The 12,637-nt window shown below is 68.4% G+C and carries 17 protein-coding genes; 9 read left to right on the forward strand and 8 right to left on the reverse strand.

Translation table 11 applies throughout. From position 1 onward, the window contains the following. Positions 1-410: 410 nt before the first annotated feature. Positions 411-1,157 (reverse strand): SDR family NAD(P)-dependent oxidoreductase, encoded by a 747-nt coding sequence (locus ACXJKA_RS10560; RefSeq protein WP_456825146.1) that lies wholly within the window; start codon positions 1,155-1,157, stop codon positions 411-413. A 69-nt stretch (positions 1,158-1,226) separates the two neighbouring features. Between ACXJKA_RS10560 and ACXJKA_RS10565 the strand changes: the two genes are divergently transcribed. Both ACXJKA_RS10565 and ACXJKA_RS10570 read left to right on the forward strand, forming a co-directional pair. After that, the gene (locus ACXJKA_RS10565) at positions 1,227-1,604 is read left to right on the forward strand and encodes a winged helix-turn-helix transcriptional regulator (RefSeq protein ID WP_456825147.1); all 378 of its coding nucleotides are present in this window, start codon (positions 1,227-1,229) and stop codon (positions 1,602-1,604) included. Between the two features lie 481 nt (positions 1,605-2,085). Beyond that, positions 2,086-2,652 (forward strand): phosphotransferase, encoded by a 567-nt coding sequence (locus tag ACXJKA_RS10570; protein WP_456825148.1) that lies wholly within the window; start codon positions 2,086-2,088, stop codon positions 2,650-2,652. Positions 2,653-2,775: 123 nt separating this feature from the next. Here ACXJKA_RS10570 and ACXJKA_RS10575 read toward each other — a convergent pair whose 3' ends face one another. Continuing rightward, positions 2,776-3,774, reverse strand: a complete 999-nt coding sequence (locus tag ACXJKA_RS10575; protein WP_456825149.1) for an NAD-dependent epimerase/dehydratase family protein — start codon at positions 3,772-3,774, stop codon at positions 2,776-2,778. 587 nt (positions 3,775-4,361) lie between these two features. Here ACXJKA_RS10575 and ACXJKA_RS10580 point away from each other — a divergent pair. Then, on the forward strand, positions 4,362-4,775 hold the full coding sequence (locus tag ACXJKA_RS10580) for a GNAT family N-acetyltransferase (protein ID WP_456825150.1): 414 nt from the start codon (positions 4,362-4,364) through the stop codon (positions 4,773-4,775). A gap of 173 nt (positions 4,776-4,948) precedes the next feature. On the opposite strand, the gene ACXJKA_RS10585 is transcribed toward ACXJKA_RS10580, so the two are convergent. The 5 genes from ACXJKA_RS10585 to ACXJKA_RS10605 form a co-directional block, all read right to left on the reverse strand. Then, on the reverse strand, positions 4,949-5,281 hold the full coding sequence (locus ACXJKA_RS10585) for a YciI family protein (RefSeq protein WP_456825151.1): 333 nt from the start codon (positions 5,279-5,281) through the stop codon (positions 4,949-4,951). Positions 5,282-5,332: 51 nt separating this feature from the next. Continuing rightward, complete coding sequence (locus tag ACXJKA_RS10590) at positions 5,333-5,773, reverse strand: SRPBCC family protein (RefSeq protein ID WP_456825152.1); 441 nt, start codon at positions 5,771-5,773, stop codon at positions 5,333-5,335. A 10-nt stretch (positions 5,774-5,783) separates the two neighbouring features. After that, positions 5,784-6,134 carry an ArsR/SmtB family transcription factor gene (locus ACXJKA_RS10595; RefSeq protein ID WP_456825153.1) on the reverse strand — a complete coding sequence of 117 codons (351 nt, stop codon included), beginning with the start codon at positions 6,132-6,134 and terminating at the stop codon, positions 5,784-5,786. A gap of 435 nt (positions 6,135-6,569) precedes the next feature. Continuing rightward, positions 6,570-7,124 carry an HIT family protein gene (locus tag ACXJKA_RS10600; protein WP_456825154.1) on the reverse strand — a complete coding sequence of 185 codons (555 nt, stop codon included), beginning with the start codon at positions 7,122-7,124 and terminating at the stop codon, positions 6,570-6,572. After that, complete coding sequence (locus tag ACXJKA_RS10605; RefSeq protein WP_456825155.1) at positions 7,103-7,636, reverse strand: DUF402 domain-containing protein; 534 nt, start codon at positions 7,634-7,636, stop codon at positions 7,103-7,105. Before ACXJKA_RS10605 ends, ACXJKA_RS10600 begins: the two co-directional genes overlap by 22 nt. Before the next feature lie 251 nt (positions 7,637-7,887). Here ACXJKA_RS10605 and ACXJKA_RS10610 point away from each other — a divergent pair, with 251 nt between their 5' ends. The 4 genes from ACXJKA_RS10610 to ACXJKA_RS10625 all read left to right on the forward strand — a co-directional run bounded on the left by ACXJKA_RS10610 (position 7,888) and on the right by ACXJKA_RS10625 (position 10,830). After that, positions 7,888-8,448 carry a GNAT family N-acetyltransferase gene (locus ACXJKA_RS10610; protein WP_456825156.1) on the forward strand — a complete coding sequence of 187 codons (561 nt, stop codon included), beginning with the start codon at positions 7,888-7,890 and terminating at the stop codon, positions 8,446-8,448. Positions 8,449-8,603: 155 nt separating this feature from the next. Further along, positions 8,604-9,281, forward strand: a complete 678-nt coding sequence (locus tag ACXJKA_RS10615; RefSeq protein ID WP_456825157.1) for a YdeI/OmpD-associated family protein — start codon at positions 8,604-8,606, stop codon at positions 9,279-9,281. 210 nt (positions 9,282-9,491) lie between these two features. Further along, the gene (locus ACXJKA_RS10620; protein ID WP_456825158.1) at positions 9,492-9,929 is read left to right on the forward strand and encodes a RidA family protein; all 438 of its coding nucleotides are present in this window, start codon (positions 9,492-9,494) and stop codon (positions 9,927-9,929) included. Positions 9,930-10,293: 364 nt separating this feature from the next. Beyond that, on the forward strand, positions 10,294-10,830 hold the full coding sequence (locus tag ACXJKA_RS10625; protein WP_456825159.1) for a DUF3995 domain-containing protein: 537 nt from the start codon (positions 10,294-10,296) through the stop codon (positions 10,828-10,830). 105 nt (positions 10,831-10,935) lie between these two features. Here ACXJKA_RS10625 and ACXJKA_RS10630 read toward each other — a convergent pair whose 3' ends face one another. Further along, a complete protein-coding gene (locus ACXJKA_RS10630; protein WP_456825160.1) occupies positions 10,936-11,277 on the reverse strand; it encodes a YciI family protein in 342 nt (113 codons plus the stop codon). A gap of 229 nt (positions 11,278-11,506) precedes the next feature. Between ACXJKA_RS10630 and ACXJKA_RS10635 the strand changes: the two genes are divergently transcribed. Both ACXJKA_RS10635 and ACXJKA_RS10640 read left to right on the forward strand, forming a co-directional pair. Beyond that, entirely contained in the window at positions 11,507-11,914 is a 408-nt protein-coding gene (locus ACXJKA_RS10635) for a VOC family protein (RefSeq protein WP_456825161.1), read from the forward strand. 384 nt (positions 11,915-12,298) lie between these two features. Further along, positions 12,299-12,637, forward strand: a complete 339-nt coding sequence (locus ACXJKA_RS10640; protein WP_456825162.1) for an ArsR/SmtB family transcription factor — start codon at positions 12,299-12,301, stop codon at positions 12,635-12,637.

Below are 12,637 nucleotides of genomic sequence, written 5' to 3' on the forward strand. Positions count from 1 at the left end.
TGCTGCCACCGGACCACCCTCGTCGACCTGCACCACACCTCGAACGTGGCCGACACCACGACTCTGAAGCCGCCTGGGTGCGCGGCGACCGCGGATTCGTACACGTAGGCGAGATAAGCGCGGCTGAAGCGTCAGGCGGGGGCTTTGTCGTGCCTGGGTCGAGTGGGCTCACCTGCTATCCGGGACGGGGGTTTGGCTCTGAGGTCCGCGCTGCGCGCGCGGCCGACGGTCACGACAAACGCACCGCCGTGGCGTCGGACCTGGACGACTGCGGCGATCGCCTTTCACTCGCTCGAACGGGTCATCCCAGTCACGGGTACCTAGGGGTTCAGAACGGACGCCCGACCGCTACGAGCGTCTAGCGCGTCGACCTTCGGCAGACGGGCGGTCGTAACCCCGGCGCGATGAGCTCAGCGCTGTCCACCCGAGACGAGGATGACGTCGCCTGTGATCCAGCGAGCTGCGTCCGAGGCGAGGAAGGCAGCGACGGGACCGTAGTCGTCAGGGCGGCCGGAGCGGCCGAGCGGCGTCGCGAGGACCGAGGCGGATTCCATGTCGGAGCCGACGAAGCCGCTGGTCCTGGTCCCTTCGGTGTCGGAGGGGCCGGGGGCGATGCCGTTGACGCGGATGCCGCGCGGGCCGAGTTCCTTGGCGGCGATGATCGTGAACGCTTCGACGGCGCTCTTGGTGGCGACGTACATGCTGCCGTAGGCGGGGTGCTGCAGGGTGCCGCCCGTCGAGACGTTGATGATGGATGCGCCGTCGATGTCCTCCTGGGCGGCGAGCGCCTGGGTGGTCTGGACCACGCTCCAGAAGTTGGTGTCCATCTGCCGGTGGTAGTCCTGCACCGTGATCGCCGTCAGGGGAGCGAAGGTGGCGATGCCGGCGTTGTTGACCAGGATGTCGACCGGCCCGAACTCGGTGCGCCCTGCGCGGAACAGCGAGTCGACGTCTGCGGCTACCGAGACGTCGCCGGCCACGGCGATCGCTCGGCCGCCGGCGGCGCGGATGTGCTCGACCACGCGCTGGGCGCCTGGTGCGTCAGAGCGGTAGTTCACCACGACGGCGGCGCCGGCCTCGGCGAGCGAGCGTGCGATGCCCGCTCCGATGCCTTTCGATGCTCCGGTGACGATCGCAGTCCGGTTGGGCGTGTTCATGGTTCTCTTTCCGACGAAGGTGTTTTCACGCTACGGATCCAATAGGAACCGTTTGGTACCTTTCGGGACATGAGTGCGGCGCCGGGAACGATCTTCATGGCCGACTGCCCGGCTCGGACCGCGATGGAAGTCATCGCGAACAAGTGGGCGGTCGTGACGTTGTATGCGCTCCAGGACGGGCCGAAGCGGTACGGGGACCTCGTGGAGATGTCCGGCGGGATCTCGCGGAAGGTCCTGACGCAGACACTGCGCCGGTTGCAGGGGAACGGGCTGGTGCTCAGAACTGCGTACGCGCAGGCGCCACCTCGCGTCGAGTACAGCCTGACCGGACTCGGGATGTCGCTGCAGGAACCCATCGCAGCCCTGACGAGGTGGGCGAATGAGCACGGTGAAGCGCTCGTCGCGTTCCAGGAGCGCGTCGAGCCGTCGGCCAACGGCGTGTCCTGAGCTGGCAGAGCAGGGGCGATCTGCTTCGTGCATTAGGCCCTGTGCGACGGTGACTTCCGCGCGCCGGCCGTCGTTGTCGGATCCCTGACGCCGACGACCTGTACGGGAGGTCTTGCTCACCGACCAGACGCAGGTCGATGCTTTCCGAGCTCGCTCCGGTTGGACGACGTGGCCGGCACCGGTCCGAGGGGTGCGACGATCCCGGTATGCGGCCCGACGATGACTTCGCGGTATCCCTTCCCGGCGGCGTGGGAAACGCGGGGAAGGTCGTACGGATCGGCGACACGGTGCGTCGTCCACCGACGGCGTGCTCGCCCATGGTCCGGCGCATCGTCCAGCACCTCGAGGCCGTGGGCTTCGACCGAGCACAGCATTTCCTCGGCGTCGACGAGCAGGGCCGCGACGTGTTCACGTTCGTCGAGGGAGACGTGCCGTTGCCCCCGTTCCCGAGATGGGCCCAGACGCGGACGTTCTGCGCGAGGTGGCGACTCTGCTCCGTGACTTCCACGCGGCGATGACGTCGTTCAACCCCGAGGACGGGTGGTCGAGCGAGCTTGCCGACCCTGCCGGTGGTCCGGTCCTGTGTCACAACGACGTGTGCCCCGAGAACGTCGTGTTCCGCGACGGACGGGCCGTGGCGCTGCTCGACTTCGACTTCGCGGCACCCGGCCGTCGCGCGTGGGACGTCGCCAGAACCGCGCGGATGTGGATTCCCGTGGGCGCTCCCGGTGATGGTCTTACGTGGCCGGGTGAGCTTGACGTCCATGAGCGGCTCGGGGTGTTCACCGCCGCCTATGGGCTCGATCGGGAAGAGCTGCAGACATTCGTCCCGACGCTACTGACCGCCATCCACCAGGGCCAGGACTGGGTCCGAGGGAAGGTGAAAGCCGGCGAGCCGAGTTTCGTCGCCATGTGGCAGACCCTGCGGCTGGAGGAGCGCTTCAGAGCCGACGCAGAGTGGCTCATCGACCATCAGCGGTCATTGGCCGAGTCGGTCAGCCTTCCCGCCATCGCCCCATCGACCCCGGACCGCCTGCGCCAGGGGTGAGCCGAGATCCCGTCCGCTGGGGACCGGCCCACGCTGATGCCCCTGCTATGGGCCGCAACGCGCAGGCTCACCACGAACGAAACTCGGCCACAAGTAACGATGGTCCACCTAGCGGCCGAGCCCTCAGAAGGGGCGCGGTCGGAAGGCGTCGAGAAGACGCTCAGTGAGTGCCTCGTACTGCGGGTCGATCGCCCGGCGCGTGGCGTCGGCATCGTGCCAGGCGACGATCTCGCGGGCGCCCTGCGCGAAGGGGATGCGGGGCGAGAACTGCGGGACCAGTCGTCGAATCTTCGTGTTGTCGAAGATCATCGTGTGCGCCTTGTCGCCGAGGATCCCTGCGCCGAGCTCGGGGTCGGCGGCGGCGATCGCCTCGGACGCGACATGCACGAGGCGCGGCTCGTGGACGCCGGCCGCCCGGGCCATCGCGAGGTAGATCTGGTCCCACGACGGCGCCTCATCGCCGGTGATGTGGAACGCCTCGCCGATCGCCTCCTCACGCCCCAGCAGGCCGACCAGCCMGACCGCGACGTCGGCGCTGTGCGTGATGGTCCACCGAGACGTCCCGTCCCCGGGGACGACAACCTCCAGGCCGCGGCGCATCCGGTCGATCACCGTCCAGCCTCCGTCCATCGGGATGAGCGTGGCGTCGTAGGTGTGTGAAGGGCGCACGATCGTCATCGGCAGGCCCGTGTCGCGGTACGTGCGGACCAGGAGGTCCTCGCACGCGATCTTGTTCCGGGAGTACTCCCAGAACGGGTTGCGCAGCGGCGTCGACTCGACGACGGGCAGGTGGGTCGGCGGCGTCTGGTAGGCCGAGGCGGAGCTGATGAACACGTACTGACCGGTGCGGCCGGTGAACAGGTCGAGGTCGGCCTGGACGTGCTCGGGGGTGAACGCCATGAACTCCACGACGGCGTCGAACTCGAGGTCACCCACCGCGGAGCGGACGGACCCCGGGTCGCGGACGTCGGCGTGAAGCACGCGGGCGCCGTCGGGCACCGCCCGCGTCGACGACCGCCCGCGGTTGAGCAAAGTAAGCTCGACGCCCTCCGCGACCGCCCGCCGGGCCGCCTCCGTGCTGATGATGCCGGTCCCGCCGATGAAGAGTGCGCGCAGTGCCATGCCTCGCAGGATACGAACAGCAGACGAACCCCGCCGATCAGGACGACAGGGATCTCGGTCGCGGGAGAGGCGGATGGCGCCGGCCGCGCGCGTTCTGGTTGAGGCCGCGGTCCGTTGCCGGCTGAGGCGCACGCCCTTGCGCGTCCCCATCGGGCCCGGTGGCCCGCCCGGCCGACGCCACGTCGAGTCGTGTCCTCAGCAGCAGCAACAGCAGCGCGCGCGCCCTGCGCCTGCGCCTGGGCGCACGGCGATGGCGACTCCGCCCTGCCGCTACAACCGGTCCACGGCGGCACGCCGAAATTCTGAGGATTCGGACAGGTAGATGAGACGAGCCGCGTCTCTCCTGCCTGTCCAGCCGCAGGTCAGGCGACCGCGTGTAGGACAAGTCGCGTGAGTTCCTACAAGCAGCGGCAGCAGCAGCAACGACTGTGGGTCTTCACGCTTGGTGGTGCCGCAGTTGCTTCCCAGGGTGTGGGAGTTGGTGATGGTCATTGTCGGTTCGCGTCGAGCCGGCAGGCACGCAGCAGCGTCGTCGGCGTGCCATGCCACGCCCTAGACCTCATCCAGCTTCGCGGCAGCATGGGGGCGTGGACCTCGAGATCGAACTGCGTGCTGGGAGCGAGCTCAGCGACCCTGAGCTCAACGGGCTGCACGCCACGGCGTTCGGCCATCCGCTCACGCAGGATCCCTGGCGACAGCGCCTGGCGAACCACAGCCTCACGTGGATCACCGCCCGCCTCGACGGTCGGCTGGTGGGCTTCGTCAACGTGATCGGGGATGGAGGCCGTCATGCGGTACTCCTGGACACCTGCGTCGCACCCGATCTCCGGGGACAGGGCATTGGAACAGCGCTGGTCGCGGCCGCGGCGGAGGAGGCGAGGCGTTCGGGCTGCCAGTGGTTGCACGCGGACTACGAGCCCCACCTGGTCGACTTCTATGAGGGCGCGTGCGGCATGCGGCACAGCGAGGCCGGTCTCCTACGCCTGGAGGGCAAAGGCTGAGACCGCCGATCACGTACCGACCTGGTCGCGTGGCTGAGGATTCGGACATCTGTCCGCCGAGGCAGTTCAGATCGGGGCACATGTGGATCCGGTTCGTCATCACCCGCTTGTTCACCGGCATGTAGCAGTCGGGGGACCTCCGGCCTCTGGGCTTCCCCACCAAGGGCGTCACATCAGCCTGTCGGCTCCAGCGGCCAGACCTCGACGACGCCGTGCGCGACGGCGCAGGGGTTCTGGGATGCGACGGCAACGGCCTGCTCGAGGGTGTCTGCCTCGATGACGGCGAAGCCCGCGAGCGGAAGCTCGGAACGCAGGAACGGTCCGTCGGCGGTCGCAACTCCGGCGCCGTCATGGTTACGCACCTGGGTCGGGGCGCCGGCGACGCCCATGACGACGCCGCGCTCGCGCAGGCGCGCATCAGACCGGTGGGCCTCGTCCCGCACGGCTGGATCGGTCCGGTCGTAGCCCGCACGGTCGCCGTATCCGATGGTGATGAAGGTGGTCATGGTCCTCTCCCGTTCCTTGTGCACTGATGCCGTATTCGTGCCGAGTCGGCGCTAGGTCGTTTCGGTCGCCAGCTCGTCGGCGAGTGCGGCGAGCTGACTGCGCGCTCCTTGCTGGCGCCATTCGGGCCGCTCATGGCCATCGAGATAGGCCGCGTGCTCGGTCAGCACCAGCGTGGTGCCGTCTCCGCGGGGTTCGAGCAGGACGGTGGTGAGCGAGATCGTGACCGGGGTGTCGTCGACCGACAGGGTGGACGAGTAGACGATTCGGTGGTCCGTCACGATGTCGTGATAGCGGGTCGCGAAGGTGAGGGTGCGGCCCTCCTTGTTGCGGCCACGCGTGATCTCGGAACCGCCCGCGCGGAAGTCGAGCTCGTGGTGCTCGGCCGCCTCGCCGCCGAACCAGCGGGCCTTCGTCGCCGGATCGGCCCACGCTGCGAATACCCGTGCCGGGCTGGTTGCGTAGTCGTGCTCGAGGGTGAACGTCGAGTTCACGACGGACGGGTCAGTCATGTCCTTCTCCTTCCGAGGGCGCACCGGTCAGGACCTGGCCGAGCCGGTCGAGCCGGTGCTCCCACTCCGTGCGCTGGAGACCGAGCCACGCCTCGGCGCGCCTGACGACCGCCGGTTCGATGGTGCAGGTGCGGACCCGACCGGTCTTCTGCGAGGTCACCAGTCCTGCATCGACGAGGACCTGGAGATGCTGCATGACCGCGGTGAGCGACATCTCGAACGGCTCGGCGAGCTGGCGCACCGAGGCCGGACCGCGGACCAGCCGTTCGACGAGCGCGCGACGTGTCGGATCAGCGAGGGCGTGGAAGACCCGGTCCAACGTCCGCTCGTGGTCCCTTGGCACACCCTCGACGCTAGGTCGGGGCGAGTCAATAGTCAAGTAAGTGCTTCACTATTGAGATGCCGTCCTGCTCGATGCTGATCGAGCGCACATCGCCGTCGCGCCCGACCGGAAGTCGGTTGAGGCGCCAACCTTCTTCCCGGCAACCGAGGACGAGATTTAGGCACGCAACCAGTTCCTGGTGCACTCAGTGGTGCGTCGGCACGGCAAAACGGGTTGGTTGGCTTCGCTGTCGTGAAACCGCTCGGGCGAGCTCCCGTCGCCGGCGTGACTCGGACACGGCTTCGGCAGACCGCACTGGTCCACGGTCCGAAGCTCGCTGGCCGAGTGGGGAAGGAATTAGAGAATGCGGACACGAAAGACGAGACGAACGGCGTCTCACTCAGTTGTCCGCCGGCAGGTCACCGGCACGCCGCGCGGGCAGTCCGATGAGTTCCTTTACCTGTCCGCCCCCCGGCCCCTGGCCGCTCCGGCTGTGGGTTCGACGACCTTCAAGACGCTCGGCTGCTGACGGTCCAGCTCGGTGGCCAGCACTCGTGCGTATCGGGCTCGCTCGTCGGTGGCGACCCATCGGGCCTCCAGGTCCCGCTCGTACAAACGGTCGCCGTCGTGGCGGGGGAAGACATGGACGTGGAAGTGCCAGACGTCCTGGGCGCCCGCCGGCTCGTTGTGCTGCCGGACGGAGATGCCGTCGCACGCATAGGCCGTGCGCATGGCGACCGCGACCTCCTGGACCAGGTCCCACACGGCGTGCCCGGTCGCTCGGGGAAGGTCGTAGAGGCTCTCATGGTGTTCCCGGGAGATCACCAGTGCCGCCCCTGGGTTGGCTGGCCACCACTTGGGTGAGATGAGGGCGAGCGCGAGGTCGGTGGTCGCGACGACGTCGCTCTGCTGGTTGTGCCCGCTCACGACGCCGCGTTGGAGCAGGCAGAAGGGGCAGAGGTAGTCGTCTGGTTCGTGGCTAGGTGTGGTCACGGGGTCCAGCCATCCCATGCTCTCCACCAGTGGGTGGCCGAATCGAGCTGGCCTACGACGTCGGCTGCGGCCGCCAGCACGAGGCCGACGGTGCCCTCATCGATGCGTCCGGTGACTCGCTGCCAGTGCAGGTCGGCCACGTCCTTCCACTCGCGCCGTCCGTCCGGGAAGACGATCAGGTCCAGGCCGTGATCGTCGGTCTCGAACCCCTCCTGTCCGCGCACGATGGGCGCTTCGAAGTTGATGTACCAGTGCAGGAAGGTCCCCGCGGGATCGAAGAACTTCCAGACCCCGTAGTGATCGCCGCCCCGATGGAGCTGGAGCACCACGGTGGACCCCCAGGCCGAGTGCGAGCTCCATGGGTGGGTACCGAACGGATGCGGAGGGAAGCTGAAGCGCGACCCGGGATCCACACGGACTGCCAAGATCGCGCCGTCGTCGGACACGACGGTCACCGGATGCTGCATCCACACGTGGTCGTGCAGCACCTCGAATCGCTGGATCGACGTGCCCGGCTCATAGATCCACACGGTCGATGACACTATCGGCGGGGTCTCCGCCGACCCTTGCGCGACCGCACCCGGGTACGGGAGCGATCGGCGGCGTCGCTGAGGAATCGGACAGGAAGATGAGACAAACGTCGTCTCAAGCAGATGTCCATCTGCAGGTCAGCCCTTCATTCGTGGGACAGGTCGGCTGAGTTCCTACACCGTGAGTGGGATCCCAGCCGCCCGGCACCGGCCCGTTGAGGGTGTTGCCACCCTGCGCGAGAATTGCCGCCATGGCGCTGACCACCCGGATGCTGACGCCGGACACGTGGGACGACTTCGCTGCGCTCGTCGAGTCGAACAACGGTGTGTGGGGTGGCTGCTGGTGCATGGGATTCCACCCAGGCGGTTCCACCGGGACACGCCAGGGCAACCATGACGCCAAGCAGCAGCTCGTGCAGCGCGGCGCGGTGCACCAGGTACTGGTCTACGACGAGGAGAGATGTGTCGGCTGGTGTCAGTTCGGCACGCCACCGGAGCTCCCCAACATCAAGAGCCGCCGAGCCTACGACGCTGAAGCGCTGGATCCGCCCGACTGGCGGATCGGCTGCATCTTTACGAACTCGAAGGACCGCGGCAAGGGGATCGCTGCGGCCGCCGTGCGAGGGGCCTTGGACGAGATCCAACGCGCCGGCGGAGGCGTCGTCGAGGCCTATCCGGAACAAACGGCGGATCGGCCCCCGCAGCGAGGCGCATATCTCCATACCGGACCCGAAGAGCTGTACGAGCGGCATGGATTTGTGAGGGACCGGCGCATCGCCAAGTGGCGGTGGGTCATGCGCGCCACCCTCTGACTCATGAGCAACCCGCCCGTCGGAGCTCGGCGTCTCACCTACTTGTTCACTCCCAGGTCGGAGCCTCGGGCTCCCGACAACTCGGATGAGTTCCTACACCGGCGGCGGAGCACCACTGACCCGCCGACGCACGCGTTCGGCGGCACACTCGGTGCATGACAGGTGACCAGGCAGAGTCCGAGACTCCGGGTCGGATGGGCGGCTCACCCGAACGACCTGCGCGCTTCTTCGACAGTCCCGAGGAGTTTGGTGCCTGGCTGGCACGGCACCACGACACGGAGACGGTGCTGTGGATGGGTCTGAAGAACAAGGGCTCCGCCGATCGCGGCCTGACCTGGGAGCAAGCGGTTGTCGAGGCGCTGTGCTGGGGATGGATCGACTCAGTGGCGCAACGCATCGACAACGAGTCCCGGCGGCAGCGCTGGACCCCTCGCAAGAAGACTTCCCACTGGAGCCGGGTCAATCTCGATCTTGTCGAGAAGCTGCGCGCCGAGGGGCGGATGCAGCCGAGCGGGTTAGCGATCTGGGAGCAGCGCACCCGCGAAGAGGCGCCTTACAGTCACGAGCAACCTTGGGCCGGACTGCCGGACTCGTATGCCGAGGAGCTGGCTGCGTCGCGGGCGGCGACCGCGTTCTGGGAGGCTTCGACTGCGACCTACCGCAAGGTCTGCGCCGTCTGGGTCACCTCAGCCAAGCAGGACGTGACCCGCGCCCGCCGGATGGCACAGCTGATCGAGTGCTGCGCCGAGGGCGAGCTCGTGCCGAACCAACGCTACGGAGACGTTCCGCGGTGGCTGGCGCGGGCCGCAGCTGCCGCGGCCGAAGCACGATGACGTAGTCAGGGAACGCGGCGAGCGCGTCCACGTGGAGCTGCCGCAGGTCTGCTTGCTTCGACTCCGACCCGACAGGTACGCCTCGACCTGCTCGACGACGTCCACCTCGTTCTCGGCCCCCTGAGGGTTGCTCGTCGCTCTCACCAGTCGATTCCCGCCTCCGGCGCTCGCACAAGCGAGCCGCAGCCGCCGGGCATGGATCATGGGCGCATGCCTCTCGAGCCCGCCATCGCCCTCATCCGACCTGAGCAGCTGACTCCGAAGGCGCCGTACGCCTACGCAGCAGTGGCCGGTCCCGGTGAGTTCGTCTTCACCGCCGGCGCCTGCCCTCTGGACGCCGACGGCAGGACGGTTGCCGTCGGCGATGTCGCCGGACAGGCGCGCCAGGTGGTGGCCAATCTCGCGACCGCACTGCATGCCGCCGGAGCGCAGCTGACCGACGTCGTCAAGACGACCGTCTACGTCGCCTCATCCCGGCAGTCGGACCTGGGGATCGCCTGGGACGTCATCCATGCGGCGTTCGGCGAGCACGAGGTGCCCAGCACGTTGCTCGGCGTCACCGTGCTCGGCTATGACGACCAACTGGTCGAGGTGGAGGCCATCGCGATCCGTCCACTGCCGACGGCACCTGCGGACTTCGACGCATAAGCGAGTTGGCAACCGCGGGCCTGACCTCCGCGCCCTCGTCTCGCGCCTCGGTCGAGACCTCGGGCCACATGGTGACGACGGGCCCCTGCCCTCGACGCACACTCCCGCCGCAACCACGGTTCGCCACCTCAGCTGAGGATTCGGACATCCGTGAGCGGCCGGACGGTGCGAACGCAGTGCGGCAGGACCTCCCCGCACTGCTGACCCGAATGCGCAGCTCTCAGCAGACGCGGAGCAACCCGATGCCGTCGACGACGACACCATGTGGGACGCGATCATCGTGACCCGTGGCAGGCGGTGCTCGTCGCAGAGCTCGAGCAGGACATCGTGGTCGGGACTGTGGACGTCTCGTTACGGTGGCGGGGTGGTTCCGGCACCCTCGACACAGCCGCACACGGCTCCCCGGTCGGCCGCGCGGGTCGCGGCGGCACTCGCAGCCCTGCTGGGGCTGGGTAGCGCAGCGGTCAGTGCCTACTGGGCGCTAGGAGGCAGCGCGCTGCTGGACACCGTCGGCGGCGAGATCGAGGAATGGGGACGCCGGCGCAGTACGAGTGTCCTTGTCGTCCTATGGCTCGTCGTCGTGGTCAAGACCGTCGTCGCGCTCGCCGCACCCGTCCTCGTCGCGGCCCCGGGTCGGTTCCCTGGCTGGATGGTCGGCCGACTTCCCCGAACGCTGGGGTGGATCGCCGGGATCTTTCTCCTCGGCTACGGCGGCGTCCTCACGGCGGCGGGCCTTCTCGTCCAGGGCGGCTTGATCCGCGCCAGTCAGGACAGCGACCCGCGGGCGCTGGCGTGGCACGCCTACCTGTGGGACCCGTGGTTCGCCCTCTGGGGTCTGGCCCTCCTGACTAGCCTCTGGCTCACCAGACCCGTCCACCGTCAGCAGACCCCCGCGGCGTAGCTTCGCCCCGCGTCGCCGGCTCAGCGTCGAGGACGCCGCCACCGAAGTCCGAGCCCGTCACCCGTCGGGCTGACCCGTGCGGCCTATGCGTCAGACCTTGGGGACCTACTTGATGACCCGGACCTCCTGGGGCCAGCCGCACCCCTCAGCGACCCTGCCCGCCCACATCTTGGCCGTCTCCAGGTCGGGCACGTCGATGATGGTGATCCCGCCCAGGTACTCAGTGGTCTCGGTGTAGGGACCGTCGGAGATCGACACCGTCCCGCTCGTTGCGTCGGCACTGAACGCGTCGGCCAGGTCCTCCTCGAGCCCGCCGGCGAAGACCAGGACCCCGGCCGCCTCCATGTCACGGACGACCGCCGTGCTGGGCTCCACGCGAGTCTGGAACCACTCGGCCGGGTGGTCTCCGACCCACTGCTGGTTGAAGTAGATGGCGTACTGCGTCATGGCGCTCCTCCTGTGCGGCCGCCCGGTGTGGCCTGTCACCACTGTGACGGACGAGCCTCGCCGGAATCGACAGGCCGAGTTCTTACGCCCGCCACTTCCTTTTTCCACCGCCCGGAGGATGGGGGCGCTGCGATGAGTTCCTCCAGCCACGAACGCCGACGTGTGGGATGTCATCGGCGTTGTCCACATCGCATGGAGCTGTCCACGGGGTGGATGGCACCATGGCGCGATGACAGCGTCAGCGGATCCCGTCGGCGTGCGGTTCGTGGGGGTGTCCCTGGACTGCGCCGACCCGGCCGAGCTGGCGGAGTTCTACCTCCGGCTGATGGGGGGACGGCTGCTCTGGAGCCGCCCGACCAGCGTGGGGGTGCAGGTCCCAGGACTGCTGCTCACCCCGCAGCGGGTGGAGAACTACCGCCCGCCTCAGTGGCCGGGAGCTTCGATCGTTCACCTCGACCTGACGGCCGGCGACGACCTGGACGGGCCGGTAAAGCGCGCGGTGGCTCTGGGAGCCAAGCTGGCCGATCCGCAGCCGGACCCGCGGTGGACGGTGCTCCTGGACCCCGCGGGCCACCCGTTCTGCATCACCACCGTGACACCGCCGCCCGAGCTCCCTGCGTCCACGGCCACCAGCTGACCCCGCAGAACGCCACCACTGACTGCTGCAGAACAACCACGAGCGTCTGAGCCAGCAGTGTGTGGGCCCCCGCCGCCTGCGCGACCAGCACCTGCTCGTCGTCGATCCCCGGACCCTTGTCCCGCGATCCTGAGGACTCGGAAAGAAGATGAGACGACGTGCGTGTCACGCACCTGTACGTCAGCGGGCCAGAGTCTCGGCTGCCGGACAACTAGCGTGAGTTCCTCCACCCAGCCAGCGCGAAGGGCTGAGGTGTGCACTCTCGGCGTCCCGCTGCGTGTCCGCCGTCGCGTGCCGAGCGGTCGGTCGGCGACACTCCGCCACCGGGGCGCGACCTACGACTCAGGGTTGACGAACGCCGGACCCACGACCATAGTTAGGCAAATGCCTAGGTATTACGACGATCTTGACGGCGTGCTCCGGGCTCTCGCGGATCCGACGCGCCGGGCGATGGTGGAGCGTCTCGCGAAGTCCCCGGCCGTCGTGTCCGAGCTCGCGGCACCATTTTCGATGGCGTTGCCGTCGCTGCTGCAGCACCTGCGTGTCCTCGAGGACGCGGGCGTGGTCACCTCGGAGAAGCACGGCCGTGTCCGCACCGTGAGCCTGCGCCCGGGCGCCCTCGACACCCTGCGTTTGTGGCTGGGCGAGCAACGGACGCCCGCAGAACGTCGAGCCGACCGGCTCGGCAGCTATCTGACCCGCACCACCGCGAAGGAAACCTGA

The sequence above is a fragment of the Cellulomonas sp. P5_E12 genome, from assembly GCF_054049315.1.